The following is a 25,473-nucleotide window of genomic DNA, read 5'->3' as shown; positions in this document are numbered from 1 at the left end:
GAGCGGCTGATAGACACTGCTGCCATGGCGGTCATGCCGGAGCCGAGCGTCAGCGAGGTGCAGGCATGAGTGCCCCCGACGTCACGGTGGACGAGTACGAAACCCGCGACCTGCCCATCCAGCCGACCACGCCCCGGCCCGCAGCTCCCGAGGAGATGGAACCGAGGGCCCGCTTCGTGCGCGACAGCGCGATCGTGGCCTACCGCAACCTGCTGACCATCCTGCGGGTGCCGACGCTGCTGGTCACCGCCACCATCCAGCCGCTGATGTTCGTGTTCCTGTTCGCCTACATCTTCGGCGCCTCGCTGGGTGGTGACCAATACCGGGAATTCCTCCTGGCCGGCATCTTCACCCAGACCGTGGCGTTCAATGCCGCGTTCACCACCGTCGGCCTGGCCGGTGACCTGCAGAAGGGCATCATCGACCGGATGCGGACGCTGCCGATGTCGCGGCTGGCGGTGCTGATGGGACGCACGCTGTCGGACCTGGTCGTCAATATCGTGAGCCTGGGCGTGATGTCGATCTGCGGGTACATCGTCGGCTGGCGCATCCACGGCAGCTTCGGCGACGCCGTGATCGCCTTCTCCATCATCCTGCTGTTCGCGTTCGCGATGTCGTGGGTGGGCGCGCTCACCGGGCTGGTGTCCCCGACGGTCGAGGTGGCGCAGAGTGCGGGCCTGATCTGGCTGTTCCCGCTGACGTTCATCTCCTCGGCGTTCATCTCCGCCGAAACCCTGCCGGGACCCCTGCGTGCCATCGCCGAATGGAACCCGATCACCGCGGTCTCGGCGGCGGGCCGCAAGCTCTTCGAGAACGACTCACCACCGACCTTCGTCCCCGCCACCGGGTGGGCCGCGGAGAACTGCATCCTCTACGCGATCATCTGCTCACTGGTCATCCTGGCCATCGCGATGCCCGCGGCACTCCTGCAGTACCGCAAAGTAGCCAGTCACTGAGAAAACGCCGAAGGCCGCCTTCCCGAATCGGGTAGGCGGCCTTCGGCGTGAACTCTTTATCCGCGGCGGCGGGTCTTCAGGAGGTCGAGGCGCTCCTTGAGCAGCTCCTCGAGCTCCTCCTTGCTGCGACGCTCCAGGAGCATGTCCCAGTGGGTGCGCGGCGGCTTGACCTTCTTGGTCTCCACGGAGGTGCCCTCCATGAGCTGCCCCTCCTGGCCGTTACGGCACAACCAGGTGGGCGGGATCTCCGCGTCGTCGGCGAACGGGACGTCGAACTCCTCACCGTTGTCGGTGCGGTAGCGGGCGATCCGGCGCGGGGCCAGGTCGTGGTCGCGATCGGTCTCGTAGCTCACCGCTCCGAGCCGACTGCCCCGGAGTACGCGATCTGCCATGTGTGCTCCTGTATTTTTGGCGGCCGGGGCCGCGGTTTTCGGCGCTTAACTCCGCCTCTTCCCTCCCTACGGGCACTCCTTCGTCGCACCCTTCGGTCAGTCCATCGGCGGAGGCGCGCCGAAAACAAGACGTAAGTACTACCTCAACGCGCGGGAAGTCTGAACTGTTCCATTGTAGTCGTAAGGCGATGTCGGGCGACCGACCCCCGAATCTGTCGTCGACTGGCGCAGGCGTAGGGCCGTGCCGATCAAGCGACTTCCCGAATCAGGGTGGGGTGTTCGTACTGGGAGGGTGCCCGCTCAGCGAGACCTGAACCGGCGAATTGTTTCGCGGGCCGATAGGGTTTCCGATCATGTCGCGCAGTCGCCTGCTGTCCTGCCTGTGGTGCGGGCGGGAGATCGTGGATTCGGAATCGGGTCGGCGTCGCCGCTATTGCCGCCAGTCGTGCCGCCAACGTGCCTATGAACACCGCAGCAGTCTCAAAGGGACCGGGATTCCCGAGGATGCTGTGGTGCTCACCGCGCAGGAGGCCGCCGATCTGGCCGATCGGTGGTTCGCGGCGCGGTGTGCGGCCGAGGATGTGGCGACGGCGGTGGGGGAGGGGGCCTCTGCGGATGAGCTGGCGGGGTTGAGTGCGACGTTGGTGCAGTTGGCTCGGGAAGCCGAGCGGCTTCGCTGAACGCACGAAACCCCGTGTCGCCCATAGAAAGTGGCGAACACGAGGTTTTCGAACGGCCCTGTCCGGCCGACGATGGCGCTAGTTCGCGGCCGACTCTCTGGCGCGCAGGTACACGGCTGTCACACCCCCTGCGACGAATACCGCCAGCACGGACGCGGCAGCGGCGGTCGCGAGGTCGGGGTCGGTCAGTGCTTGGCCGCGCAGGGCCTGCCAGAACACGAGAGTGAGTAGGCCGAAGTAGCCGAGAACGGCGACCACGAGCAGGGCAGCGCGGGTGGTTTCGGTCCGCAACCAGGAATAACGCGGCGCGAGAGCGAGCAGAGCGACGGCGAGCAGCAACAGCACCTGGATGCCGTGCAGGCCGACGAAATGGGGGATGCGCAGGTCGCCGCCGGTGGTGCTCCAGTGGGTGATCGGCATGCCCGCCGCAGCGTCACGTGCTGTATCTCCGGGCCGAACTGTGTGCCCGGCGACCAACCCGACGACCGTGCCGTCGGACTGTCGGACGAGTTGTGGTCCGGTGAAGCCCATCAGATACCCGAGCGCCATCCCGGTCACGGCCAGCCACAGTCCCGCCTTCAACGCGATCGTGGTCGGTCGATCCGCGAGCTTCTGCCACGAAATGATCACCGCCAGCACGAGATTCGCGATGAACAAGCCGGGCACGCCGGAGGCGAACACCTGCTGTCCGATCTCGTTGACCGGGTCGGTGGAGTCGTTGAAGTGGCTGAACGTCCCGCGCGCCGCCTGCACCGCGATGAACCCGACATCGGCGACACCGGTAATCGCGAAGACGGTGCCGAGCCACCAGGTGGCCCGTCGGCCGCGATGGGGCAGACGCAGAATCCAGGCCAGGGTCACGCCGTAGAGGGCGAAGGCGAGGCCGAACTTGGCCGGTTTGAGCCACACGGACTCGCCGAGCAGCAGCCGATCGTCGACCACCATCCCGACCATCGACACCACCACCAGCGCGGCCATGAGCGCGGAGTTCACCAGCAGTGGTCCGTGCCAGGGCGCGCGGTCGGGTGCGGTGCGGGATCGGATGCGGGACAGGGTGTGGGTGAGGTCGATCGTCGCCATGTTTCGAAGGTAGAAATCCGGTGCACCACACCACGTCCCGCTGCGGAACGGTTCGGCACCGATACCCGGGTACGGGTCGGTCTACTCCGGTTCTAGGGGTTTTCTCAGATCCCCATGCGCCAGATCGCGGCATCGACCGCGCGCGGTGACACGAGCGCGAGCGCCTGCAACACCCGGGTGTAGGTCGGATACAGCTCGACCGGGCGGGTTCGGATCGCGGTGAGGATCCAGTCGGCGGCATCCTCGGCAGACAAGGCGGGCGCGTCCGCGTATTTGCCGGTGGGCGCGATCATCTCCGTGCGCACCAGCGGATACCCGACGGTGGTGACGTACACGCCACGCCGCCTGGTCTCCGCCCCGAGACTGCGCCCGAACGCACCGAGCGCCGCCTTCGACGCGTGATAGGCGGTGAACAGCGGCATCGACCCCGCCGCCACACCCCACGTCGCGACATTCACGATGTGCCCCTCACCCGCGTCGAGCATCGACGGCAACAACCCCATCGTGAGCCGCGTCGCCCCGAAGTAGTTCAGCGCCATCGTTCGCTCGTAATCGTGAAACCGATCGGTGGTATCGGCGGCCCCACGCCGGATCGACCGTCCCGCGTTGTTCACCAACACATCGACCGCCCCGAACCGCTCGAGCACCTCCTTCGCCAGCGCGTCGTTCTGCTCGGCATCGGCGAGATCGCACGTGATCATCTCGGCATCCCCACTTTCGGCGCGCACCGCATCCCGCACCTCGGTCAACGGCTCAGCATTCCTGGCAACAAGAATCACCCGTGCCCCCTCCCGCGCGAGCGCGTGCGCCGCAGCCTTCCCGACCCCCGACGACGCCCCCGTCAACACCACGGTCTTGCCCTCGATCCCATGCTCACCACGAACCAACCGAGCGAGCGCGCGAGGAATCGCGGGCGGATTGAGCAGTACCGATCGTGCGACTTCGGCGAACACAAAAACTCCTGTCGAGGCGAACAACGGAACAATCTCCGCAATCTACCCACTGCACGAACGACGTCGGCTGTCCTCACCTGTCCCCGCGCTGCGGCGGTGAAGTCGACGGTCTGTGCGTCACCGCCTCGCACTGAACGCAATCCGCACCCCGACGTCGGCTGGGGTGCGGATCATGGTGTCCGACAATTGTTTACGAGGAGACCTCGGCGGGCGATCCAGCCGGTGGCAGCAATTGTGCGAGTAGTGGTGCCCATTCGTGGCGGCGTTCGGGGAAGCAGCGGTCGAGGAGGTCTTGCATGATGGCGGGGGCGATCGAGGCGCCGGGGGAGGCGCCGAGTAGGCCTGCGCAGGTTCCGTCGGCGCCGGTGACGAGTTCGGTGCCGAATTCGAGGGTGCCGCCTCGGTCGGGGTCGGGTTTCACCAGTTGGGCGCGTTGGCCTGCTCGGATCAGGGTCCAGTCGGCGGGGTCGGCGGTGGGGTAGAAGCGTTGGAGTTGGGCGAATTTCTGTCGGCGGGACGCGAGGAGTTCGGTGATCAGGAATGTGACCAGGCCGAGGTTCTGCAGGCCCGCGGCGATCAGCGGGACGATGTTGTGGGGGCGCAGAGTGGTGAACAGGTCGGTGAGTTTGCCGTGGCGGAGCAGGCGGGTGCTGAAGGTGGCGTAGGGGCCGAAGAGCAGGGCGCCGGTGCCGTCGACCTCGCGGCGATCCAGGTGGGGGACCGACATCGGTGGGGCGCCGAGAGCGGCTTGGCTGTAGACCTTGGCGTGGTGTTCGGCGACGACGTCGGGGTTGTCGGTGCGCAGGAACTGGGCGCCGAGCGGGAAAACCCCGTATCCGCGCACCTCGGGCAGACCCGCGCGCTGCAACAGGCGCAACGCGTATCCGCCCGCGCCGATGAACACGAACCGGCTCCGCACGACGAATCGCCGCCCGCTGTCGAGGTCGCGGCCGCGCACCGTCCACAGCCCGTCCTTGCCGCGGGTGAGGCCGGTGATCTCGCGATGCATCCGCACCGCATTCCCCGCGCCCTTCATCGTCGACAACAACGACCTGGTCAGCGCACCGAAGTCGATATCGGTGCCTGCGGTGTGGCGGGTGGCCGCCATCGCCTCGCCGTCGGCCCTGCCACGTACGAGCAGCGGCGCCCACTCGCCGATCACCGCACGATCGGTGGTGAACTCCATCTCCGCGAAGGCGGGCAGCTCCCGCAATGTCGCGTACCGCTGCCGCAGATAAGCGATATCGCGCTCGCCGAACACCACGGTGACGTGCGGAGTCGGAGTGAGGAAGGTGGGCTCGAGCTCGCCACGGTCGGCCAGTGCGGACCAGAACCGGCATGAGAGCGCGAACTGATCGGCGATCTCCGCCGCCTTGGCTCGATCGCTCGGGTCGGGCATGTAGTTGAGCTCGCACAGCCCGGAGTGCCCGGTTCCGGCGTTGTTCCAGGGATGGCTGCTCTCGGCCGCCGGTTCGCCGAGCCGCTCGAACAGCGCGATCGACCAGTCCGGCGCGAGGGTGCTCAACAGCGCGCCGAGCGTGGCCGACATGATGCCGCCGCCGATCAGCACCGCGTCGAGAATGTCGTCGCCACTGCAGGTTTCAGGTCTGGTGTCGTTCATTGTCGAACCTCCCGTGAGCTGTGTACCGCTATCGTCGCGCTCCAAGCAGTAATCCGTCCAACACGGAATCGCCAGGGATATGATCCGAAAATGAATGATTCACCGGAGGTAGGAGCGAACGCGGTCGCACCGTTGCTCGCCGCCTTCGACGCGGCCGCCGACGCAGGCCACTTCACCCGGGCCGCGCAGCGACTCGGTGTCCCGCAGTCCTCGCTCAGTCGTCGGATCAAGACACTGGAGCAGCTGCTCGGAGTGGCGTTGTTCCAGCCGGTCGGGCGCGGGATCACCCTCACCCCGCAGGGCCGTGACCTCTACGAACACACGCGCGAACTGGTGGGCGCCCTCGACGACGCCATCAGACGGGTCCGCGCCGACGCCGATCCCGAGAGCGGTCTGGTGCGTTTCGGCTTCCCGCTCACGCTGGGCCCGGTCAGCGTCCCCTCGCTGCTCGCCCAGTTCCACACCCGCGCCCCGCGAATCCGGCTGCACCTGGTGCAAGCACACGGCGAGGCGCTGGCCGAGCAGGTGCGCGAGGGCCGACTCGACCTGGCGGTGATGATCCCACCCCCACCCGACCTACCGACCGTCGACCTCGGCCGCCAACGCATCGACCTGCACGTAGCCCGCACGCATCCCCTGGCCCGCCGCACCCACATCGATCTCGCCGAACTCGCCGACGAATCGTTCATCGCCAACCCGCCCAGCTACCAGCTGCGCACCCTGCTCGACACCTGGTGCGCCGCAGCCGGTTTCACGCCACGCGTTGTCTTCGAGATCACCGAGTTCGAAACCCTGCGGGCCCTGGTCGCGCTGGGTCAGGGCGTCGCGCTCCTGCCCGCCGCCGAAGTCCCGAACCCGGATCTGGCGGTGATACCCATCGATGGCGAACGCGACCGCGAGGTCGGCCTGGTCTCGGGAGACCATGACTCGACGCTCGCGGTCGCGCGGCTTCGGGAATTTCTGATCGCGCGCCGGGCGGCGATCAGTGGTTGACGATCAGTCCTGGGCAACGCCGGCGTCGACGCCACGCGCGGCGAGCCACGGGTGCGGGTCGATCGGGGCGCCGTACTGGGAGCCGTCCGGCACGTGCACCTCGTAATGCAGGTGGGGGCCGGTGGAGTTGCCACGGTTACCGACGGTGGCGATGGTGTCACCGGCGTTCACGTGCTGGCCGGGGGCGACCAGGATGTCGTTGACGTGGCCGAACACGCCGATGGTGCCGTCGTCCTGCTGAACGCGGACCCACAGGCCGAAGCCCGAGGCAGGTCCGGTCTCGATCACGGTACCGTCGGTGACGGCGAAGACGGGCGCGCCGATCGGGTCACCGAAGTCGATGCCGTTGTGCGCGGTGCCCCAGCGGGCGCCGTAGTAGGAGGTCAGCCGACCGTTGACCGGGCGAACGGTCTGCGGGCGCGGCGGCGGGGGAGCGATGAACGGCAGCTGCGGCAGTTCCAGCGCGACAGCCTCGCGGTGCTCCTCCCACGGGATCGGGGCGGAGGCGGGGACGGTGCCCTGCGGGCCCTGGGCCTCGGCGGGGGTGTACGCGGTGAAGCGGTACGGCGACTGGCCGGAGTTGATGGCCTCGGTGGCATCCGCGGCGATCGTCGTAGTGGGGACAGGGCTCTCGGGCTCACTGAAAGTGGCGACGGAGGTACCCACGAGTGCGGACAAAGCCACCGCACCCGCGACCACGCCTCCCCAACGACCTGCGAAGGCGTCGGAGACTCGAGCAGATAACGGGTTGGTCACGAACATGTTTATGAACGTAGCTAAACCGTAACCTTCGCGGCGAATCCTGTGGTTGCCATCACGAACCGCTATAACCCCAGTTGATCTATAACAATACTCTAACGAATAGCGGCATCCTTGGACTCACCGGGTGAAATGCGCGCGTGCAAGATCGTTGCCGGAACTCTGAATCCCGGGGACACTGATTCAGTGGACGCTAACGGAGTCCGTGCCATCACGGCGTTGTCCGACCCCACCCGGCGCGCGATCTTCGAATCGTTGCCGCAGGGTCCCCGCTCGGTGGCCGACCTCGCCGCCGCCACCGGAATCACCAGCTCGGCGGCTTCGCAGCACCTGCGCGTGCTGCGGGAAGCCCACCTCGTGCGCATGCGCCGCGACGGGAATCGGCACCTCTACTCCCTCGACCCCCGCGGCCTCAACGACGCCCGCGACTACCTCGACAAGTTCTGGCCCAGCGCGCTGGCGGCCCATGCCGCCGCGCTGCGAGAAGCGACCGGCGCTCAGCCGACCCGACGATAACGCGACCTGCCGGATTCGGCCCATGCCTGCTTGTCCAGCTGCATATCGACCGCCGCGATCACCTCGGGCACGCCGATCCGCAGCAGACCGGGGTCGGGGGTCAGGCCGTCGTGATCGCCGACTTGTCCGGCCCACAGCACCGCGTGCCTGCCGAGTAGGTGCGCGGGCGGACCACCTCGACGCGGGGGCGTCGGACCGAACAGCAGGACCGTGCGGGTGCCGAACGCTGTCGCCAGATGCCCGACACCGGTATCGCCGCTGATCACGAGCGCGGCCTCGGCGACCGTCGCGGCCAGATCGGTGAGGTTCTGCCTGCCCGCCAGCACCCGATCGTCGGGCAGGCCCGCCTGCGCGGCCACCTGCCGGGCGATATCGTGCTCGAACGGATCGCCCGTGAGGACGACATCGCGCCCGAGTACCAGCAGGTGGCGCACCACCGCGGCGAACCGTTCCGGCGGCCACCGGCGCGCGGGCGCACCCGCGCCGATGTGGACGACGACACTGTCGCGGCGGCTGATCGAGGCCACCGGGGGGACCAAGCCGAGGTTGCGGCGATCGGCGGCGATACCCTCACCCTCGAGTAGCCGACACCACCGGTCGACCACGTGCGCGTCGGGATCCCAGCGCGGACCGGCGAGCTTGGGCAGGGCGGGCGTGCGATGACCGATGATCCGCGTCGCACCGGTATCGGCCAGCGCCCGTGCGCTGGCGCCGTCGGGGCCGTGCAGGTTCACCGCCAATTCGGGTGCGGGACCATCCCAGATCAGGGCGGCCGGATCGGCGATGGCGACGAGTTCGTCGACCGAGGAGATGAGGTCGACGATCTGCTCCAGCCGATGAGGCGCGGCCAGGACGATCCGGCTCTGCGGTTCGGCCCGGCGCAGGGCACGCAGAGCCGGGACCGCGGAGAGGAGCTCTCCGAGACCCTGAGCTTGCAGCACTAGTACAACCGACACATTCTTCATCTACCCGAGACGGTCGCGGACCAAACTTTCGCGAGGGCAACGATGTGACGGGCCGCGTCAGGGCGTCGCCGCGGTGTCGCACTCGATCGCGACACGATTACAGCCACAGCTAATTTCCGGGAAACCAGAGCGAGCGGGCATAACATCTCGTCATGACGACAAATACCGTGCTGGAGAGCCCGTTGACGGCTCTTGCCAAGAAAACCTGGCAAACAATTCTGGTCACCGGCCTGCTCGCGGTGGTCCTCGGCATCATCGTGCTGGTGTGGCCCGGTCCGTCACTGCTCGTGGCGGGCGTACTGTTCGGCATCTACATGGTCGTCAGCGGCATCTTCCAGCTGATCGCCGCCTTCACCCATCTGCCGAGCACCAGTTTCCGCGTGCTGTCGTTCATCAGCGGCGTGCTGTCGCTGATCATCGGCGTCTTCTGCTTCCGCGACGACCTCGCCTCGATTGTGTTGCTGGGGCTGTGGATCGGCATCAGCTGGCTGTTCCGTGGCGTCGCCGTGCTGTTCGCCGCGATCTCGGACTCGGGCGTGCCCGGGCGCGGCTGGCAGATCTTCTACGGCATCATCAGCGCGCTGGCCGGTGTGATCCTGATCGTGTGGCCGATCAGCTCCATCGCCACGCTGGTCCTGGTCGTCGGCATCTTCCTGATCGTCATCGGCATCATGGAGGTCATCACGGCCTTCGGTGTCCGCAAGGACTCGCGCATGCTGGACCAGTACGCGGGCTGATCTCTCGCTACGGAAAGTTCGTCTGAACCGGCCGGTGCCTTCGGGCACCGGCCGCTTTCGTCTGAACTACGCTCCCGATTCATGGAATTCGTTTACAACCTCGTGGTCGTGACCCACCTGCTCGGTATGGCCGCGGTGGTCGGTGGCTATGTCGCCTCGCGCCCGGTGGTGTCGGAGCTGATGGTGTGGGGCGCCCGCGCGCAGCTGATCACCGGTGTGATCCTGGCCGGCCTGGCATCGGGCATCGACTCCCTGGACAAGGAGCCGGATACGACGAAACTGGCGGTGAAGTTGGTGATCGCGGTCGCGGTGGCCGCCTTCGCCGAGATGGGTCGGGGTGATGCCAAGCGGGGCAAACAGATCGACTGGATGACCGATGCCGCGGGCGGACTCGCGATCGTCAACGTACTGGTCGCGGTGCTGTGGCCCTGAGCTGGTGCTGTGGCCCTGAGCTGACGGGCGTGAAATCAGCGGGCGCGGGCGAGGAGGTCGGCGGCGACGCGGTCCGGGATCTCGAGGTGTGGGCAGTGTCCCGCGTCCGGGTATTCGACGAGGTCGGCGCCGGGGGAGCGGTCCGCGATGGCCTTCGCCATATGCGCGCCCGACACCGGATCGCGCACGCCCCACAGGAACGACACCGGCACGTCGGTGCCGAAGATCGCCTGCTCCAAGCGTTCCCGGTGGGCGGCGCGTTCGGGAATGTAGGCGAGCAGCCTGCGCGAGATGTCGCCGTCCGGGTCGCCCGACCGCAGTGCCCGATAGTGCGTGGCGGCGAGATCGCGATCGAGCGGATGTTCAGCGGAGAAGACCTCGGACCAACTGCGGACGAACACCGACTCGGTGTACGCCCGCGCCAGTAGGCGCCCGAGACCGGGGATGAGCGCGGCGCGCTGCACGAGGCGCGGTCGGTAGTGTTCAGCGATCAGTCCACCGTTGAGGAAGGTCGCACCGGTCAGCTGAAACCCCGCCGCGGGGCCGCGTGCGAGGAGTTCACTCAGCACGATCCCGCCGTAGTCGTAGGCGACGACGTGGGCGTGGGTGACGGCGCGTGCGGCGAGGACCGCGGAGACGAGGTCGGCTTGTTCGAAGATGCTGTACCGGTACCCGGGCGGCTTCTCGCTGGCGCCGTAGCCGAGGAAGTCGATACTGAGCACCGTCCGTTCGGCGGCCAGCACCGGTTCGATTCCGGACCATTCGAGCGACGAGCTCGGAAAGCCGTGCAGGAGAACAACAACCGGTCCTGACCCGGTGGTGCGCACGAATATCCGCCGCGTCACGCCACGGACAGCGACATCGATCAGCTCGCCGCACGATCGCCACTGTTCCCAGAGATCTGTCATCGTGCCTCCAGCGGGTCTTGCCAGTCTCGTTTCGAGACCGAAGGTAGCGCGTCCGGGCGGGTTGCGCGAGCGGGAATCCGCTACCGTGGCGGCGTGCAACTTCTCGGCATCCATCACGTAGCGATCATCGCCACCGACTACGCGCGGTCGAAAAGTTTCTATACCGAGATCCTCGGTGGCACCGTGGTCGACGAGAACTATCGGGCCGACCGCGATTCGTGGAAGCTCGACATCGAGCTTGCCGGTGGGGTTCGCATCGAACTGTTCTCGTTTCCCGATCCGCCCGCGCGTCCGAGCAGACCGGAGGCGGCGGGGTTGCGGCACTTGGCTTTTGCCGTCGCGAGTGTGCCCGGCGCTCTCGATGAGTTGCGGGCGCGCGGCGTCCGGACCGAGGAACTGCGTACCGATGAGCACACCGGCAAGCAGATGGCCTTCTTCTTCGATCCGGACGACCTGCCCCTGGAGCTGTACGAGGCGTGATCAGTGGGTCGCGCGGGCCCGGCGTGCGAGTTCGACTGTCGCCGCACGCAATTCGCTGATCTCCGACAGCGGTGCGGCGTAACCGACGCGGGTGCGGGCCACGCCGCGTGGCGACTCCACGCGCAGGTCGAGGCCGTAGCGGTCGGCGCGCTCGCAGGTGGCGGCGATGGCGTCGGGGAACCCACCCAGCTGCTGAGCCATCGCCAGCAGTGCTTCGGCGTGGTCGGCGTTGAGGTGCGCGATCCCGGGTGCGGCGTGCGCGACGATCGGGTCCGGCTGTGCGGCAAGGTATTCGGCCGCCGAAGCGGAATCCATCCGGCCGTAGCCGCCCACCCAGCGCACCCGTTCGATCCGCAACACCCACAGGGTGAAGTCGCTGTAGTCGATGTAGTACTTGGCCGCCGGGATCGCCGTCAGGTGGGCCTCGCGGGCCGCGTCGGCTTCGGCGCCGGTCGGGCGCTCCACGTGTCCGGCCAGGGTGATCCTGGTGCCCGCGAGGGGGTCGGCCGGGATGTCAGGGGTGACGATCGCGATGCTGGCGCGCGGGTCGGCGGCCAGGTTGCGGCCGTGTTCGGCCAGGCGCGACACGCTCAGCACCGGAGCGCCGTCGAGCAGCCCGTAGGTAATGAACGACGCCCACGGTGCGCCATCGGCGGTGAGGCTGGCCAGGGTGCCGGTATTGGTGCCCGCCGCGATCGTTCTGGCTTCTTCGGCCGGCGAGGGGCGGGCCTCGTTGGCCAGGGGAGCGGTCGGCAGCGGAATGGCAGGTGCGTCGCCCGGATCGCCGTGGTCGAGAGTCATGGCCACAGCGTATCGACCTGGCGCGGTCGGCGTGGCGTGCTCGACAACCAGCTGTACAGGGCGTCGTAGACGGCGTCGTGATTGAGCAGGCTGAAATGGTTCGCGCCGGGGATGTGCAGGCCGTTGACCGCGTCGAAGTCGAGGCGCCTTGTGCGTCCGCGACCGGAGCCGCTGCCCGAGAGCACCATGCCGTCGCCGATGATCACGCCGAGCGGATGCTTCGGGCTGTGGGTGATGGTGGTGGTGACGAAGTAGTGGTCGACCCCGGGCAGCAGCGGCACTTCCTTGACCGCTCGCGCGCGCAGGGTGTTCACGTCGAGGTCACGCCAGTCCTCGTCGACCAGCGAACCGTGCCGCAGATCCCGGATGCCTGCGCTGCGCCTGCGCAACAGCGTGCTCAGTGGGCGGGTCTCGGGCAGCAGATCGAGGGCGGCTGAGGCGTAGTGCACGAATTGTTCGAGCGGTGCGCCCAGATGCGGTGAACCGAGGCAGACCACCTGCCGCACCGCGCGCACCCACGCCTGGCCCGACTCCTCGGCCTGATGGCACGCGCTGCGCATGACGAGCCCGCCCATCGAGTGTCCGATCAGGCAGATCTCGTGCACCGGCAGTGGCCAGCTCTCGACCAGGCGCGCCAGCAGGTCGCTGAGCTGGGCGGCATTCTCGGAGATGTGCAGGCCGCTGTTGAAGCGGACGAAGACCGGGGTGTAGCCGAGGTCGGCCTCCAGGCGCTCGCCGTAGGTGGGGCGGTTGCCGAGGCGCCAGGAGTGTTCGGTTTCGACGAGCCCGTGCAGGAGCACGACCAGCTTGGTCGTCGGGACCGGGACGTGCGCGGCGAATTCCTCGGGCGGGACGGGGACGCCATCGACGCGAAAGGTCATGGGGGAGGACAGGATCGGTGTCTCGTCCTCGAGCGCGTCGCCGATCAGGCCCTGGATCGCGGCCAGTACGCCGGCGCCCCAGACGGTGCGCGAGGGCGCGGTGGCGCCGGGCAGCTGGACCGCGCTCGCCACCTCGCCGAGGACGAATCCGGTGCCGCCGACGGCCGCGTACACGCCGTCGGTGATGGCGTCGTGGACGACCTTCACCGGCGCGGCGGCGGGCCCGACGCCCAATCGAACGGCCGCGAACACCCGGTCGGTGATGGCGCGGTGGATCGATGCGATCCCCTCGACCGCGCCGACGAACTCGTCACCGGCCAGCCGCGTGAGCGCCTGTACTTCGGCCTGGGATTGGGGGAGCTGCTCCGTCACGAGATTGAGAGTACAACTGTGCACTGACTTTTGCTTCGGATGGGGTGTGTTCTGCGACCGGCGACGGTTCCGGACCCGCCGGGCTGGGGCGTGCAACAAAATCCATCGTGATACAGAGATATGCGCATTAAAGCATTTGTCTGGACAGGCTGCACGAAGGCCGGCTACGCCGACCGGCAGGGGAGGGTCGGGGCGGAGTCGGGACGGCGGTCTTGTGGACCGCCGTCCCGACTGTCACGGCCGGTGCATGATCGCGTACCAGAGCGCGCCCATCGTGCCGAGCACGAAAAGCGGTGAGATGACCCAGGTTTCGACGCGATTACCGGTCCGCTCGATCAGCGGAACCCTCGTCCGCAACGGGAACGGCCACAGCAATCGGCACCCGCGATCGGTGAGGCAGTCGCCCAGCAGATGCGCCAGGCAGCCGAGCCCGACGCAGATCGGCAACCACACAGGCCGGTCGACGATCCAATGATCGACAGCGAAAGTCCCCGCCGACGCCAGCACGATCACCGTGCCGTAGGTTCGCACACTCTTACCCGGCGGGCACAGGTGCAGCGACCGCACCGCCAACGCGAGCAGAAAGAACACCAGGCTCAACGTGAACGGCCGCCCGAGGTAATGCTCGCCCGCCCAGGTGGCTGCGACCGCCGCGACGACGAACAGCAGCGAATGTGTGCCGTGTCGGTGCCCACCCGACACCCACGAGATGAACCGGCACAGATGATGCGACACCGGCCCGAGCACGTGAGAAATGGTCCCGCTGGGATGATCCGCGTCCGGCAACAATGCCGCCCCCGCGGTGAGGAACGTCCCCATGATGAGTTCGGCGATCCCGAATTGCGTTGTCTCGCTGGCGAACAGAGGAAACGTGGCAACGGTGAGCGGCAACGCAGCCGCAGTCCCCGCCCAAGCCAGCGCCCCGCTCGTCGCATGTGAATGTCCTAGCACCCCGCAACGTTAGAGTAAGTCACTACTTCACCGCATATGCCGTGCACAGCGCCGGAATGTGGGGCGCGGCCGGGTTGTTGGGGCAAGGTGAGTTATCCGATGAGAGGACCACGATGAACGCTTTCAACGACCAGGTGATCGCCGAGTTCCGGGCCAACGGAGGGCGTGTGGGTGGCCCGTTCGAAGGCAATGACGCCATGGTGATCATCACCACGACCGGGGCGAAGTCGGGGCGGGCGATCACCAATCCGCTGGTGTACCTGCCCGATGGGGATCGGATCGTGTTGATCGCGTCCAACGGTGGTGCCGACAAGCATCCGGCCTGGTACTACAACCTTGTCGCCGACCCGGAACTCACCCTCGAGGTGGGCAGCGAAACCTACCGGGGTAAGGCCGAACTCGTCGCCGAACCCGAGCGCACCGCACTGTACGACCGGATGGTCGAACGGCTGCCGGGCTTCGGCGAGTACCGCGACAACACCAGTCGTGAGATCCCTGTGTTCGCGGTGTACCGCACGAGTTAGTCGCTGCCTCGAGCGGAATGGTTGCCGGGGTCGGTGGGCTGCTGGTTCTATCGGTCGGTGACCGAAACCATCGACGTGCCACGCATTGTCCACGCCTCCCGCGTCATCGCGGCGAGCCCCGCCGCGATCTTCGAGCTGATCGCCGATCCCGCGCAGCAGCCGCGTTGGGACGGCAATGACAATCTCGCGCAGGCGAAGACGGGGCAGCGGGTTTGCGCAGTCGGTGACGTGTTCACCACGACGCTGACCAACGGCGCCGATCGCGACAACCACATCGTCGAGTTCGAGGAGGGTCGCCGCATCGCGTGGAACCCGTCCGAGCGGGACAAGACCCCGCCGGGACACCTGTGGCGCTGGGAGTTGGAGCCGATCGACGACACCCATACCCGGGTGACCCACACCTACGACTGGACCGCACTGCACGACGAGCTGCGTCAGGTGCGGGCCAAGGCCACCACCGCCGACAAGCTGCAGGCCTCGGTGGACCGGCTGGCGGAGCTCGCCGAGTCCTGAGCACAGCGAAATGCCCTGCGAATCAGCATGATTCGCAGGGCATTTTCGTCAGAAGATCATCAGATGTCGAACCGGTCCAGGTTGCTCACCTTGGTCCACGCGGCGACGAAGTCGTGCACGAACTTCTCCTTCGCGTCGTCGGTCGCGTAGACCTCGGCCACCGCCCGCAGCTGCGAGTTGGAGCCGAACACCAGGTCGACGCGGCTACCGGTCCAGGTGACCGCGCTCGAGGTCCGGTCGCGGCCTTCGAAGACGTTCTCGTCGGCGGCCGACGGCGCCCACTCGATACCCATGTCGAGGAGGTTGACGAAGAAATCGTTCGTCAACGCACCCGGGGTTTCGGTGAACACGCCCAGTGACGAGCCCTGGTAGTTCGCGCCGAGCACCCGCAGACCACCGATCAACACGGTCATCTCCGGCGCACTGAGCGTGAGCAGGTTCGCCTTGTCGATCAGCAGGAACTCCGCCGGGATCTGCGCGTCCTTGGACACGTAGTTGCGGAACCCGTCGGCGGGGGTTTCGAGCGCGTCGAACGACTCGATGTCGGTCTGGGCCTGGGTCGCATCGGTACGGCCCGGCGTGAACGGCACGGTCACCGGGAAACCGGCGGCCTGCGCGGCCTGTTCGACACCCACCGCACCACCGAGCACGACCAGATCGGCGAACGAGACCTGCGCGCCGCCCCCGGAGTTGAACGTGTCCTGGATGCCTTCGTAGACGCGGACCACCTGAGCGAGCTCGTCGGGCTGGTTGACCGCCCAACCGGCCTGCGGCTGCAACCGGATCCGGCCACCGTTGGCGCCACCACGCTTGTCGCTGCCACGGAACGAGGAGGCCGCGGCCCACGCCGTCGTCACCAGCTGGGCGATGGACAACCCCGAGGACTGGATCTGACCCTTGAGGGTCGCGATCTCGGAGTCACCGATGAGCGGGCCGTTCTGGGCGGGCACCGGGTCCTGCCAGAGCAGCTCTTCCGAGGGCACGAGCGGGCCGAGGTAGCGCACGATCGGGCCCATGTCGCGGTGGGTGAGCTTGTACCAGGCACGGGCGAACGCGTCGGCGAACTCGGCCGGGTTGTCCAGCCAGCGGCGGGTGATCGGCCCGTAGATGGGGTCGAACCGCAGCGACAGGTCGGTGGTCAGCATGGTCGGGGCGACCTTCTTGCCCGGAACGAACGCGTCGGGCACGGTGTCGGCGCCCGCGCCGTCCTTCGGGATCCACTGGTGCGCACCGGCCGGACTCTTGCTCAGCTCCCACTCGTACCCGTAGAGGGTCTCGAGGAAGTTGTTGTCCCAGGTGATCGGGGTGCTGTTCCAGATGCCCTCCAGGCCGCTGGTGATCGCGTCCTTGCCGACACCGGTGCCGAACTCGCTCTTCCAGCCCAGCCCCTGCAGTTCCAGCGGGGCGGCCTCGGGCTCGGGGCCGACGTTGTCGGCGGGGCCTGCACCGTGGGTCTTGCCGAAGGTGTGCCCGCCGGCGATGAGCGCGGCGGTCTCCTCGTCGTTCATCGCCATCCTGGCGAAGGTCTCGCGGATGTCGACGGCGGCGGCGATGGGATCCGGATTGCCGTTGGGGCCTTCGGGATTGACGTAGATCAGGCCCATCTGAACCGCTGCGAGGGGACGCTCGAGGTTGCGGTCACCGGTGTAGCGCTCGTCGCCCAGCCAGGTGCGCTCCGGGCCCCAGAACACGTCTTCCTCTGGCTCCCACTCGTCGACGCGGCCGCCACCGAAACCGAAGGTCTCGAAGCCCATCGACTCGAGCGCGACATTGCCGGTGTAGACGAACAGGTCGGCCCACGAAAGCTTGCGGCCGTACTTCTTCTTCACCGGCCACAGCAGGCGGCGCGCCTTGTCGAGGCTGGCGTTGTCGGGCCAGCTGTTGAGCGGGGCGAACCGCTGCATGCCAGAGCCCGCCCCGCCGCGGCCGTCACCGACGCGGTAGGTGCCCGCGGAGTGCCAGGCCATACGAATGAAGAACGGGCCGTAGTGGCCGAAGTCGGCGGGCCACCAGGGCTGCGAGGTGGTCATGACCTGCTCGATATCGGCCTTCACCGCCGCCAGGTCGAGGGTCGCGAACTCGGCCGCGTAGTCGAAGTCTTCGCCCATGGGGTTGGCCACGGCCGGATTCTTCTGCAGGAGAGTGAGATTGAGCTGGTTGGGCCACCAGTCGCTGTTGCTCCCACGGGCGTCGGTGGAGGCGAACGGGCGATGCATGACGGGGCAGCCGCCACCGGGTTCCGTGTTGGCTTCGGCGATCGGTGGGTGTTCCTCGGGCACGGTGAATCCTTTCAGGAGAGTGAAGGTGATGTCGTGCAGTCGGGGCAGCGGCCCCAGTAGATGACTTCGGCTTCGTCGACGACGAAACCGCGGTCATCGCGGGGAGTCAGACAGGGCGCCTCGCCGACAGCGCACTCGACATCGACGATCACCCCACAGGATCGGCACACCAGATGATGATGGTTGTCACCGACGCGCGTCTCATAGCGCGCGACGGTGCCCATCGGCTGGAATCGCCGGAGCAGTCCGGCGCTGGTGAGTGCCCGCAGTACGTCGTAGACGGCCTGCTGGCTGACGGCCCCGAGGGTGGCTCTGACTCGGCTCAGGATGGTGTCCGTGTCGGCATGCGGATGCTGGTGCACGGCGGTGAGTACCGCCAGGCGCGGCGCGGTGACGCGCAGTGCGGCTGCCCGCAGCATCTGTTCGAAGTCCGGTTGGGTGGACACATTCCAGATTATGACTGATTCCAGATAATGGCGCAAGGGTTGGCGACGACGAGTTCGTGAAGACAAATCGGGCAATTAGCGCAATACTGGCCGGGATGACCGGCTCGGGGAGCCGGTCCATGAGCATGGGGTGGGAACGATGTCGAATCGTCAGTGGTATGCCGTGTCCGCGATCGCGGCGGTCCTTCTGGTGGGTGGTTGCGAGTCGGGACAGTCCGCGTCGCCGACGAGCAGTAAGGCGAAGGCCACGACCACAACGTCGAGCACGCCCGCGGCGCCGCTGCAGAACCGGCGTGGCGAGAACGGCGCCGTGGTCCAGCAGGACGGACTGGTCGGCTCGGGCACCCTCGAGATCGAAAACGGCAACAGCAGCGATGTCGCGATCGTGGTCACCAACGGCGACCCCAAGAAGCCGCAGGCCACGATCTACGTGCAGGGCAACTCCAATGCCACGCTCAGCGGTATCGACGGCACCTACTTCGTCTACATGAAGTACGGAAAGGACTGGGACCAGGCCACTCTCGGCTTCACCCGCGATCGCGACTTCTCGAAGTTCGACGATTCGTTCGACAGTGATTCCAGCTGGACGATCACGCTGCAGCCCTCGGTCACCGGCAACGCCAGCACCAGCGACGTACCCTCTTTCTGACCGTGTCGGAAGGGTTCAGAACTGTGAACTGTGCCAAGGAATGCCCGGTCCGCCTGCGCGTCGACTAGCCTGCCGGGTGTCCGTTCCCCGAACGAAGGTGATACATAGTGACTTCCGTAGTCGATGCTCCGCCCGTCGATGCCCCGGATACCGCGTCGAAGGTAGGGCACTACTACCGGGTCGAGGGCCTGTACGAGGTCGGTCGCGAGAAGGTCCGCGAATACGCCCGCGCGGTCCAGGACTTCCACCCGGCACACTGGGAGGACGAGGCGGCCGCCGCGCTCGGTTACTCGGGCCTGGTCGCGCCGCTGACGTTCGTCTCGATTCCGGCGATGGCGGCCAACAAGTTGCTGTTCGAGACGGTGGTCGTCGGCTACGACATGTTCGTGCAGACCGAGCAGGTCTTCGAACAGCACAAGCCGATCGTGGCCGGTGACCGCCTCGTCGTCGACGTCGAGTTGACCTCGGTGCGCACGATCGCGGGCAAGGACCTGATCACGGTCACCAACACCTTCGTCGACGAAGCAGGCGAGACCGTGCACATCATGCACACCACGGTCGTCGGCATCACCGGTGACGACGGCGTCTCGCCCGAGATCACCGCCGCGGTGGAGAACGTCATGCTCCACGGCGTGAAGGTGTTCAGTCAGGACAGGAGCGCCGCGGTGGAGACCACCCTGCGACCCGAGGGTGAGGTGCGCCTGTCCGTCGACGGTGCCGCGCGCATCCCGAACACCACGCTGTCGTTCGACGAGTTGACCGTCGGCGACGAGCTGCCGCTGCGTGATGCCCGCCTCTCGCGTGGTGACCTCGTCAATTACGCGGGCGTCTCCGGCGACAACAACCCGATCCACTGGGACGAGAAGATCGCCGAGCTGGCCGGCCTGCCCGACATCATCGCCCACGGCATGCTGACCATGGGCCTTGGCGCGGGCTTCCTCGCCACCTGGTCCGGCGATCCCGGTGCCGTCACCCGCTACGGCATTCGCCTGTCGGCCCCCACGGTCGTCGGCCGCGAGGGCGGCCAGATCGAGTTCACCGGCCGTGTGAAGTCTCTCGACCCCGAGACCCGCACCGCGGTGGTCGCCATCACCGCCAAGTCCGGTGGTCGCAAGATCTACGGCCTCGCCACCGCGAACCTGCGCTTCCGCTGAGTTCGTACCGTCGCGGTGAGCCCGGACGGGTTCACCGCGACGGGAACCGCGGCTGGGGCCCCGATCGGAGGCGAGGGACGCGGGCGGCGACATCGTGGCCCTCCGGCGTCGGCGAAAATGCCGATCAGCCGCGTAGCCCTCTGAGTGCGGTCTCGACGACGCGATCGGCGAATTCACGGGTGAGTCCGCCCGTGCGGAGTAGCCAGCGGTCCATCAGCGGACCCCAGATCATCGCGATCGCCACGTCCAGATCGATATCGTCGGCGATCTGACCCGCTGCCTTGGCGGCGGCGAGCCTGCGACGTTTCAGGTCGTCGATCGGGCCCTGTAGGCGTTCGGCGTAGGTGGCGGCCAGGTCGGTGTCGTGCATGATCGCGCTGGTCAGGCCTCGCAGGGGCAGGTCGAAGCGTGGGTCGGCGAGTTCGTCGACTGTGGCGCGCAGGACGAGTTTCAGGTCGGCTTCCAGGTCGCCGGTATCGGGTAGGCCCGTGGCCTGGTCGGTCTCGCTGAGCAGCAGGACAGCGTCAAGTAGGACCGCGCCCTTGGACGGCCACCATCGGTAGATTGTCTGCTTGCCGACGCCTGCCCTGGCGGCGATCGCCTCGATGGTCAGCTTGTCGTAGCCGATCTCGCCCGCCAGTTCGAAGGCGGCGGACAGGATCGCGCGCCGGGATGCCTCGTTGCGCCGGGTCGCGTCCGCCGACGGCCGGGATGCGGGTTTCGCCTGACTCATGCCGTCATCCTAGCAAAGAGACGAGACGTTGCGTCTTGACGCACGGCGAAACCGATGGCATCCTCGAACCATCAGGCGAGACGCAACGTCTTGTCTAGGCAAGGAGGGCAGTCATGACCACCGCATCCCGCGTCTGGTTCATCACCGGAGCAAGCCGCGGTCTCGGCCGTGCCTTCGCCGAAGCCGCACTGGCGGCAGGGGATCGGGTCGCCGTCGCGGCCCGCACGCGCTCCGCGCTCGACGAACTCGCCGCCGCACACCCGGATCGGGTGCTGCCGCTCACCCTCGACGTCACCGACCGCGACGCCGTGCACGAGGCGGTCGATGCCGCCGTCGCCCACTTCGGTCGCCTCGACATCGTGGTCAACAACGCGGGCACCCTGTCGATGGGCATGATCGAGGAATTCACCGAAGCCGAGGCGCGCGCCCAATTCGAGGTCAACTTCTTCGGCGCACTGTGGGTGAGCCAAGCCGTGCTGCCGCATCTGCGCGCGCAACGGTCCGGGCACATCGTGCAGGTCTCCAGCATCGGCGGACTCGCGGGCTTCCCGCTGTCGGGCATGTACGCCGCGAGCAAGTTCGCCCTCGAGGGCATGAGCGAGGCCCTGGCGATGGAGGCGGCGGAATTCGGTGTGCGCGTGAGCATTCTGCAGCCGGGCGGTTATTGGACCGACCTGTACTCGGCCATGACCAACACCACCCCGATCGATGCCTACGCCCCGCTGCGCGCCCAGCTCGAGGCGCAGTGGGCCGAAGGTTCTATCGACAGCGAACCGGCACTGGCCGCCCAGACACTGCTCACCCTCGTCGACGCCGAGGAACCGCCGCTGCGTCTGCTGCTGGGAAACATGGTGTACGACTTGGCCTTCGAGCTCGCGCGCACCAAGATGGCCACCTGGTCGGCCTGGGAGCAGACCAGCCGAGCCGCGGAACGGGCAGTCCCCGCACCGGGCCCGGCGTAATAGGTCAGGTGGTGACGGGGGTGCGGGCGGCGCGGTCGATCAGGTACTCGACGAGGTGGGTCAGCACCGCCTTGGCCGAGGGCCGATCGCGTGCGTCGCACAGGATCACCGGCGTGGCCGGATCCAGGTCCAGCGCGTCGCGCACCTCGTCGACGGTGTAGCGAGGCGCACCGTCGAAGCAGTTCACCGCGATCAGGAACGGCAGGCCGCGTCGCTCGAAGAAGTCGACGGCCGCGAAGGAATTGCTCAACCGGCGGGTGTCGGCCAGCACGATCGCGCCGAGCGCGCCACGGCACAGCTCGTCCCACAGGAACCAGAAGCGGTCCTGGCCCGGCGTACCGAACAGGTACAGCACCAGATCCCGGTCGATGGTGATGCGCCCGAAGTCCAGCGCGACGGTGGTCGTGTGCTTCTGCTCCACGCCCGACAGATCGTCGACACCGGTGCTGACCTCGGTGATCAGCTCTTCGGTTCGCAGCGGCGCGATCTCGCTGATCGAGGCGACCATGGTGGTCTTGCCGACGCCGAAGCCGCCGGCGATGAGAATCTTGACCGAGGCGGCCATGTGCTGGTCGCCTGCGGACATCGGGTCAAAGTTTTCGGATGCCATCCAGAACCGCTCGCAATATGTTGAGGTCACCGGCACCGGCCTCGGCCGTTACTGGAGCCCGGAAGATGAGGTGGCCCTCGGCGATGAGATCACCGACGAGGATCTTGGTCACCGCCAGAGGCAGTTTCAGCACGGCCGAGACCTCGGCCACCGACTGTGGACGCTTGCACAGCTGCGCGATCGTCCGGTACTCGGGTTCTGGTTTGCGCAGGGTGGGGGCGGGATGCACCGCTACCACCACCGTGAGCATGTCCAGGTCGTGCGCCGCGCCCATGGTGCGGCCGCGGGTCACCGCGTACGGCCGGACCAGTGGTCCGGCCGCGTCGTCGAACCACGGATCGCCGAGTCGAGTCATTGTGGAAACTTTCTATAGCTGCGCATGCCCGTGCCGCGGTTCCGTCGTCAGATAACTGCCGACCCGCTGCACGGTGAGATTCATTTCGTAGGCGACCATGCCGAGATTGGCCGACTCGTTGGCTTGCAGTGCCAGGCAAGCGTTCTCACCGGCCGAGGTGACGAACAGCACGGCCCGATCGAGCTCGATCACTGCTTGACGCACGCCACCACCGTCGAACCGGCTGCCCGCGCTGCGCGCGAGACCGTAGAGGGTCGACGACATCGCGGCGAAGTGTTCGGCGTCCTCACGCTTCATCTGCGAGGAACGTCCGAGCAACAGCCCGTCGGTGGACAGCACGACCGCGTAGCGGACCCCTGCCAGCCGGTCGACGAGATCGTCGAGTAGCCAGTTGAGATCACCGGGGGAAGAGTTCACCTCAGCCTTCCTGTTCGTCCTGATTCGATGTGGGCTGTTGTTTGCGACCCTGGCGGGTGCCGTTCTCGATCGCGGACATGATGTCGCGCGCCTGTTCGGGGGAGCGGGGACGCTCCGGTGCGCTCGGCGCCTCGGCGGCGGGCTCGGTGAGTTCGGGCGCCAGATTCGTCTGCCTGCTGCGGCGCGGCAGCGCGGGCCGTTCGTCGGTGTCGGTGTCGAAGCGCGGGGGCGCCACGACCGGCATTTCCGGGGCCGGTGCCATCGGACGCGGGGTCGGCGGATCGGCGACCAGCGTCGCGACGGGCGCCGGCGACGATTCGAGGGCGGCGACGGGCGCCGATTCCTGCGGTGCGGGCAGACCGCGACGCAGCGGCCCGGTCATCGCGGGCGGCACGCCCGCCAGCTCGGCCTCGCCGGCCAGCAACTGCTGCGGGATCAGCACGATCGCGCGGATGCCGCCGTAATCGGATTCGCTCAGCCGCACCGACACACCGTGCGCCACTGCCAGCCGGGCGACCACGAACAGGCCGAGGCGCGAGTCCGAGGACAGCGTGCCGACACCGAAGTCCGGCGGATCGGCCAGCATGTTGTTGTAGCGGACCAGGTCGTCGGCGCTCATGCCCATGCCCTGATCGGTGATCTCGACGACCACACCCTTGCCGACAATGTTGCCGCCCGCCTCGACCCGCGACTGAGGCGGGGAGAACGCGGTGGCGTTGTCGACGAGCTCGGCGAGCAGGTGCACGAGGTCGGCCACCACGGTGCCGACGACACTGACCTCGGGGAGTTTGGTGACCCGCACCCGCGCGTAATCCAGGGTCTCACCGATGGCGCTGCGCACCACATCCATCACGGGCACGGGCTGACGCCACTGCCGCCCCGGCCGTCCGCCGCCGAGGATGATCAGGTTCTCGGCGTTGCGGCGTTCGCGAGTGGCCAAGTGATCGAGCCGGAACAGGGTCTCGAGCAGCGCCGGATCCTCTTGGCGCCGTTCGGCTTCGTCGAGGATCTCGAGCTGGCGGTGCACCACGATCTGGCTGCGGTGGGCGATATTGAGGAACACCGCGCGCACACCTTCCCGCGTGCGGGCCTCGTCGACCGCGGCACCGATCGCGGCCGCGGCGGCGTGCTCGAAGGCCATGGCGACCTGACCGATCTCGTCCTTGCCGAAGTCCAGCTTCGGCGCGGTCGCGTCGGTATCGACCTCGCCGCCCTCGCGCAGCGTACGCATGGTGGCGGGCAACTGCTCGTCCGCCAGGAGCAACGTCTGATTGCACAGCCTGCGCAGGCGACGAATGATCCGGTTGGCCAGGATCAGCGCGATCAGGAACACCAGTACGCTGAGCGCGAGGACGCCGCCACCGGCGAGCGCGGCATTGACCTCGGCGTTGCGGGCGGCGTCCTTGGCGAGCGTCTGGACGTTCTTGTTGTGCGCGGAGTAGAGGTCGACGAGCGCGCGATTGACCGTGCCGACCGCGGCTTCCCATTCCTCTGGCGACATCGGCAGCGGGTCGACCCTGACCTGGGTGGACGACGTGGACGACGAGGGCTTGGCCGCGGCGGGCGCGCCGTAACGGGCGATGATCGCGGAGTTCATCGTGGTGATCTGCTGCCACTGCGGCATGGCCAGCATGGCGTTGATCTGGTTGGCTTCGGATTCGACGAGTTCGCGGCCGATCGCGGGAAACGCGGTCTGGAAGTAACCGGTCTGGTTGATGTACTCGTCGATCGGGATCGCGAAGGTGCCCTCGGAGGTGACCAGCGCGGAACCGAGCGCGTTGCTGCGTGACATCGACTCGATGATGTTGAGCAGTCGCCCGCCCTCGGTGATGCCGATCCCGACCTCGGCGTTGGGCGATTCGAGTCCGGCCTGTTTGGTGCCGACGATGAACCTGTCGAGCACCTGGTTGAAGAACATGTACGCATCAGCGGGTGGCAACAAGCCCGCGTCGGCCGCGCCGCGGACGGTGGTCTGTGCTGTCTTGTAGGCGGCGGCCTCGGCTTCGCTGTCGCCGAGCTTGGTGCCGTTGACCTCCGCCGCCCTTGCCATGGTGGCGTTGACGACGTCAAAGGCGGCGTCGACGCGGCTACGCGCCGCGGGCAGGGCAGTAGCGACAGACTTGTCACCGGCTAGCAGCGACAAAGTGAGCGCGCGCTCGGACTGCATCGCCGCGACCAGTTCCTGGCCGGGAGCGATGGCCGCTTCGAGTTCGTTCGCCCACGATTTGGCCTTGTCACTCTCGTTGACCAAATATCCGGCGGCACCGACCCCGATGACCACCAGGGTCACACTGGGGATGAGGGCGATCGCCAGAATCCGTGTGCGCACACCGAGTCTCGCTAAGAACATCGCC

The 25,473-nt window shown here is 67.4% G+C and carries 29 protein-coding genes; 12 read left to right on the top strand and 17 right to left on the bottom strand.

Translation table 11 applies throughout. From position 1 onward, the window contains the following. Positions 1-155: 155 nt before the first annotated feature. On the top strand, positions 156-956 hold the full coding sequence (locus ACFW6D_RS02575) for an ABC transporter permease (RefSeq protein WP_056815247.1): 801 nt from the start codon (positions 156-158) through the stop codon (positions 954-956). Between the two features lie 56 nt (positions 957-1,012). Here the strand turns inward: ACFW6D_RS02575 and ACFW6D_RS02570 are convergent, their stop codons facing one another. Further along, entirely contained in the window at positions 1,013-1,348 is a 336-nt protein-coding gene (locus tag ACFW6D_RS02570) for an RNA polymerase-binding protein RbpA (protein WP_067453486.1), read from the bottom strand. A gap of 353 nt (positions 1,349-1,701) precedes the next feature. Here ACFW6D_RS02570 and ACFW6D_RS02565 point away from each other — a divergent pair, with 353 nt between their 5' ends. Next, positions 1,702-2,028 (top strand): hypothetical protein, encoded by a 327-nt coding sequence (locus ACFW6D_RS02565; protein WP_379324002.1) that lies wholly within the window; start codon positions 1,702-1,704, stop codon positions 2,026-2,028. 78 nt (positions 2,029-2,106) lie between these two features. On the opposite strand, the gene ACFW6D_RS02560 is transcribed toward ACFW6D_RS02565, so the two are convergent. From ACFW6D_RS02560 to mqo, 3 genes are all read right to left on the bottom strand, one after another. Further along, positions 2,107-3,108: a hypothetical protein gene (locus tag ACFW6D_RS02560; protein WP_379324000.1), complete on the bottom strand. Its 1,002-nt coding sequence runs from the start codon at positions 3,106-3,108 to the stop codon at positions 2,107-2,109. Between the two features lie 104 nt (positions 3,109-3,212). Beyond that, entirely contained in the window at positions 3,213-4,061 is an 849-nt protein-coding gene (locus tag ACFW6D_RS02555; protein ID WP_379323998.1) for an SDR family oxidoreductase, read from the bottom strand. A 190-nt stretch (positions 4,062-4,251) separates the two neighbouring features. Continuing rightward, positions 4,252-5,682, bottom strand: a complete 1,431-nt coding sequence (gene mqo / locus ACFW6D_RS02550) for a malate dehydrogenase (quinone) (RefSeq protein WP_379323996.1) — start codon at positions 5,680-5,682, stop codon at positions 4,252-4,254. A gap of 90 nt (positions 5,683-5,772) precedes the next feature. On the opposite strand from mqo, the gene ACFW6D_RS02545 reads away from it, so the two are divergent. Beyond that, positions 5,773-6,675, top strand: coding sequence for a LysR family transcriptional regulator (locus tag ACFW6D_RS02545; RefSeq protein ID WP_379323994.1), 903 nt, complete (start codon positions 5,773-5,775; stop codon positions 6,673-6,675). 3 nt (positions 6,676-6,678) lie between these two features. Here ACFW6D_RS02545 and ACFW6D_RS02540 read toward each other — a convergent pair whose 3' ends face one another. Beyond that, positions 6,679-7,437, bottom strand: a complete 759-nt coding sequence (locus tag ACFW6D_RS02540) for a M23 family metallopeptidase (protein ID WP_379323992.1) — start codon at positions 7,435-7,437, stop codon at positions 6,679-6,681. Between the two features lie 183 nt (positions 7,438-7,620). Between ACFW6D_RS02540 and ACFW6D_RS02535 the strand changes: the two genes are divergently transcribed. Beyond that, complete coding sequence (locus tag ACFW6D_RS02535) at positions 7,621-7,950, top strand: ArsR/SmtB family transcription factor (protein ID WP_379230415.1); 330 nt, start codon at positions 7,621-7,623, stop codon at positions 7,948-7,950. On the opposite strand, the gene ACFW6D_RS02530 is transcribed toward ACFW6D_RS02535, so the two are convergent. Further along, a complete protein-coding gene (locus tag ACFW6D_RS02530; protein ID WP_379323990.1) occupies positions 7,932-8,906 on the bottom strand; it encodes a glycosyltransferase family 9 protein in 975 nt (324 codons plus the stop codon). The genes ACFW6D_RS02535 and ACFW6D_RS02530 overlap by 19 nt on opposite strands. Before the next feature lie 161 nt (positions 8,907-9,067). Between ACFW6D_RS02530 and ACFW6D_RS02525 the strand changes: the two genes are divergently transcribed. Both ACFW6D_RS02525 and ACFW6D_RS02520 read left to right on the top strand, forming a co-directional pair. Next, positions 9,068-9,652 carry an HdeD family acid-resistance protein gene (locus ACFW6D_RS02525; RefSeq protein WP_379323988.1) on the top strand — a complete coding sequence of 195 codons (585 nt, stop codon included), beginning with the start codon at positions 9,068-9,070 and terminating at the stop codon, positions 9,650-9,652. A gap of 81 nt (positions 9,653-9,733) precedes the next feature. Next, positions 9,734-10,084 (top strand): hypothetical protein, encoded by a 351-nt coding sequence (locus ACFW6D_RS02520; protein ID WP_379323986.1) that lies wholly within the window; start codon positions 9,734-9,736, stop codon positions 10,082-10,084. 35 nt (positions 10,085-10,119) lie between these two features. On the opposite strand, the gene ACFW6D_RS02515 is transcribed toward ACFW6D_RS02520, so the two are convergent. Further along, complete coding sequence (locus ACFW6D_RS02515) at positions 10,120-10,992, bottom strand: alpha/beta fold hydrolase (RefSeq protein ID WP_379323984.1); 873 nt, start codon at positions 10,990-10,992, stop codon at positions 10,120-10,122. Between the two features lie 93 nt (positions 10,993-11,085). On the opposite strand from ACFW6D_RS02515, the gene ACFW6D_RS02510 reads away from it, so the two are divergent. Continuing rightward, the gene (locus tag ACFW6D_RS02510; RefSeq protein ID WP_379323982.1) at positions 11,086-11,472 is read left to right on the top strand and encodes a VOC family protein; all 387 of its coding nucleotides are present in this window, start codon (positions 11,086-11,088) and stop codon (positions 11,470-11,472) included. Here ACFW6D_RS02510 and ACFW6D_RS02505 read toward each other — a convergent pair whose 3' ends face one another. The 3 genes from ACFW6D_RS02505 to ACFW6D_RS02495 form a co-directional block, all read right to left on the bottom strand. Further along, on the bottom strand, positions 11,473-12,273 hold the full coding sequence (locus tag ACFW6D_RS02505) for a HugZ family protein (protein WP_379230407.1): 801 nt from the start codon (positions 12,271-12,273) through the stop codon (positions 11,473-11,475). Continuing rightward, entirely contained in the window at positions 12,270-13,526 is a 1,257-nt protein-coding gene (locus ACFW6D_RS02500; protein ID WP_379323980.1) for a lipase family alpha/beta hydrolase, read from the bottom strand. Before ACFW6D_RS02500 ends, ACFW6D_RS02505 begins: the two co-directional genes overlap by 4 nt. A 234-nt stretch (positions 13,527-13,760) precedes the next feature. Then, positions 13,761-14,477, bottom strand: coding sequence for a metal-dependent hydrolase (locus ACFW6D_RS02495; RefSeq protein WP_379323978.1), 717 nt, complete (start codon positions 14,475-14,477; stop codon positions 13,761-13,763). 113 nt (positions 14,478-14,590) lie between these two features. On the opposite strand from ACFW6D_RS02495, the gene ACFW6D_RS02490 reads away from it, so the two are divergent. Further along, positions 14,591-15,001: a nitroreductase family deazaflavin-dependent oxidoreductase gene (locus tag ACFW6D_RS02490; RefSeq protein WP_379323976.1), complete on the top strand. Its 411-nt coding sequence runs from the start codon at positions 14,591-14,593 to the stop codon at positions 14,999-15,001. A gap of 57 nt (positions 15,002-15,058) precedes the next feature. Continuing rightward, positions 15,059-15,514, top strand: a complete 456-nt coding sequence (locus tag ACFW6D_RS02485; RefSeq protein ID WP_379323974.1) for an SRPBCC family protein — start codon at positions 15,059-15,061, stop codon at positions 15,512-15,514. 59 nt (positions 15,515-15,573) lie between these two features. Here ACFW6D_RS02485 and katG read toward each other — a convergent pair whose 3' ends face one another. Both katG and ACFW6D_RS02475 read right to left on the bottom strand, forming a co-directional pair. Beyond that, positions 15,574-17,793 carry a catalase/peroxidase HPI gene (katG, locus tag ACFW6D_RS02480; RefSeq protein ID WP_379323972.1) on the bottom strand — a complete coding sequence of 740 codons (2,220 nt, stop codon included), beginning with the start codon at positions 17,791-17,793 and terminating at the stop codon, positions 15,574-15,576. Between the two features lie 11 nt (positions 17,794-17,804). Beyond that, entirely contained in the window at positions 17,805-18,212 is a 408-nt protein-coding gene (locus ACFW6D_RS02475; RefSeq protein ID WP_379324231.1) for a Fur family transcriptional regulator, read from the bottom strand. A 166-nt stretch (positions 18,213-18,378) separates the two neighbouring features. Here ACFW6D_RS02475 and ACFW6D_RS02470 point away from each other — a divergent pair, with 166 nt between their 5' ends. Continuing rightward, positions 18,379-18,888 carry a hypothetical protein gene (locus ACFW6D_RS02470; RefSeq protein WP_379323970.1) on the top strand — a complete coding sequence of 170 codons (510 nt, stop codon included), beginning with the start codon at positions 18,379-18,381 and terminating at the stop codon, positions 18,886-18,888. A 107-nt stretch (positions 18,889-18,995) separates the two neighbouring features. Further along, entirely contained in the window at positions 18,996-20,042 is a 1,047-nt protein-coding gene (locus ACFW6D_RS02465) for a fused (3R)-hydroxyacyl-ACP dehydratase subunits HadA/HadB (RefSeq protein ID WP_379323968.1), read from the top strand. A 124-nt stretch (positions 20,043-20,166) separates the two neighbouring features. On the opposite strand, the gene ACFW6D_RS02460 is transcribed toward ACFW6D_RS02465, so the two are convergent. After that, entirely contained in the window at positions 20,167-20,775 is a 609-nt protein-coding gene (locus ACFW6D_RS02460) for a TetR/AcrR family transcriptional regulator (RefSeq protein ID WP_379323966.1), read from the bottom strand. Between the two features lie 113 nt (positions 20,776-20,888). On the opposite strand from ACFW6D_RS02460, the gene ACFW6D_RS02455 reads away from it, so the two are divergent. Beyond that, positions 20,889-21,737, top strand: a complete 849-nt coding sequence (locus ACFW6D_RS02455) for an SDR family oxidoreductase (RefSeq protein WP_379323964.1) — start codon at positions 20,889-20,891, stop codon at positions 21,735-21,737. A gap of 4 nt (positions 21,738-21,741) precedes the next feature. Here ACFW6D_RS02455 and ACFW6D_RS02450 read toward each other — a convergent pair whose 3' ends face one another. The 4 genes from ACFW6D_RS02450 to ACFW6D_RS02435 are packed head-to-tail and all read right to left on the bottom strand — an operon-like array spanning position 21,742 to position 25,469. Continuing rightward, positions 21,742-22,347: an ATP/GTP-binding protein gene (locus ACFW6D_RS02450; RefSeq protein WP_379323962.1), complete on the bottom strand. Its 606-nt coding sequence runs from the start codon at positions 22,345-22,347 to the stop codon at positions 21,742-21,744. Continuing rightward, a complete protein-coding gene (locus tag ACFW6D_RS02445) occupies positions 22,328-22,702 on the bottom strand; it encodes a DUF742 domain-containing protein (protein WP_379230384.1) in 375 nt (124 codons plus the stop codon). The genes ACFW6D_RS02450 and ACFW6D_RS02445 overlap by 20 nt, the downstream gene beginning before the upstream one ends. Before the next feature lie 12 nt (positions 22,703-22,714). Continuing rightward, a complete protein-coding gene (locus tag ACFW6D_RS02440) occupies positions 22,715-23,119 on the bottom strand; it encodes a roadblock/LC7 domain-containing protein (protein ID WP_379323960.1) in 405 nt (134 codons plus the stop codon). Between the two features lies 1 nt (position 23,120). After that, positions 23,121-25,469, bottom strand: a complete 2,349-nt coding sequence (locus tag ACFW6D_RS02435) for a nitrate- and nitrite sensing domain-containing protein (protein ID WP_379323958.1) — start codon at positions 25,467-25,469, stop codon at positions 23,121-23,123. Positions 25,470-25,473 lie beyond the last annotated feature (4 nt).

This window comes from Nocardia sp. NPDC058705 (assembly GCF_042749305.1).
Taxonomy (GTDB): Bacteria; Actinomycetota; Actinomycetes; order Mycobacteriales; family Mycobacteriaceae; genus Nocardia.
This window is presented reverse-complemented; position numbering and strand designations above follow the sequence as displayed.

Coding starts and splice junctions, on each gene's coding strand:
- ACFW6D_RS02575 (WP_056815247.1), top strand. CDS start 156: ATGGAACCGAGGGCCCGCTTCGTGCGCGACAGCGCGATCGTGGCCTAC.
- ACFW6D_RS02570 (WP_067453486.1), bottom strand. CDS start 1,348: ATGGCAGATCGCGTACTCCGGGGCAGTCGGCTCGGAGCGGTGAGCTAC.
- ACFW6D_RS02565 (WP_379324002.1), top strand. CDS start 1,702: ATGTCGCGCAGTCGCCTGCTGTCCTGCCTGTGGTGCGGGCGGGAGATC.
- ACFW6D_RS02560 (WP_379324000.1), bottom strand. CDS start 3,108: ATGGCGACGATCGACCTCACCCACACCCTGTCCCGCATCCGATCCCGC.
- mqo (WP_379323996.1), bottom strand. CDS start 5,682: ATGAACGACACCAGACCTGAAACCTGCAGTGGCGACGACATTCTCGAC.
- ACFW6D_RS02545 (WP_379323994.1), top strand. CDS start 5,773: ATGAATGATTCACCGGAGGTAGGAGCGAACGCGGTCGCACCGTTGCTC.
- ACFW6D_RS02540 (WP_379323992.1), bottom strand. CDS start 7,437: ATGTTCGTGACCAACCCGTTATCTGCTCGAGTCTCCGACGCCTTCGCA.
- ACFW6D_RS02525 (WP_379323988.1), top strand. CDS start 9,068: ATGACGACAAATACCGTGCTGGAGAGCCCGTTGACGGCTCTTGCCAAG.
- ACFW6D_RS02520 (WP_379323986.1), top strand. CDS start 9,734: ATGGAATTCGTTTACAACCTCGTGGTCGTGACCCACCTGCTCGGTATG.
- ACFW6D_RS02515 (WP_379323984.1), bottom strand. CDS start 10,992: ATGACAGATCTCTGGGAACAGTGGCGATCGTGCGGCGAGCTGATCGAT.
- ACFW6D_RS02505 (WP_379230407.1), bottom strand. CDS start 12,273: ATGACTCTCGACCACGGCGATCCGGGCGACGCACCTGCCATTCCGCTG.
- ACFW6D_RS02490 (WP_379323976.1), top strand. CDS start 14,591: ATGAACGCTTTCAACGACCAGGTGATCGCCGAGTTCCGGGCCAACGGA.
- ACFW6D_RS02475 (WP_379324231.1), bottom strand. CDS start 18,212: ATGCTGCGGGCAGCCGCACTGCGCGTCACCGCGCCGCGCCTGGCGGTA.
- ACFW6D_RS02470 (WP_379323970.1), top strand. CDS start 18,379: ATGTCGAATCGTCAGTGGTATGCCGTGTCCGCGATCGCGGCGGTCCTT.
- ACFW6D_RS02460 (WP_379323966.1), bottom strand. CDS start 20,775: ATGAGTCAGGCGAAACCCGCATCCCGGCCGTCGGCGGACGCGACCCGG.
- ACFW6D_RS02455 (WP_379323964.1), top strand. CDS start 20,889: ATGACCACCGCATCCCGCGTCTGGTTCATCACCGGAGCAAGCCGCGGT.
- ACFW6D_RS02450 (WP_379323962.1), bottom strand. CDS start 22,347: ATGGCATCCGAAAACTTTGACCCGATGTCCGCAGGCGACCAGCACATG.
- ACFW6D_RS02445 (WP_379230384.1), bottom strand. CDS start 22,702: ATGACTCGACTCGGCGATCCGTGGTTCGACGACGCGGCCGGACCACTG.
- ACFW6D_RS02435 (WP_379323958.1), bottom strand. CDS start 25,469: ATGTTCTTAGCGAGACTCGGTGTGCGCACACGGATTCTGGCGATCGCC.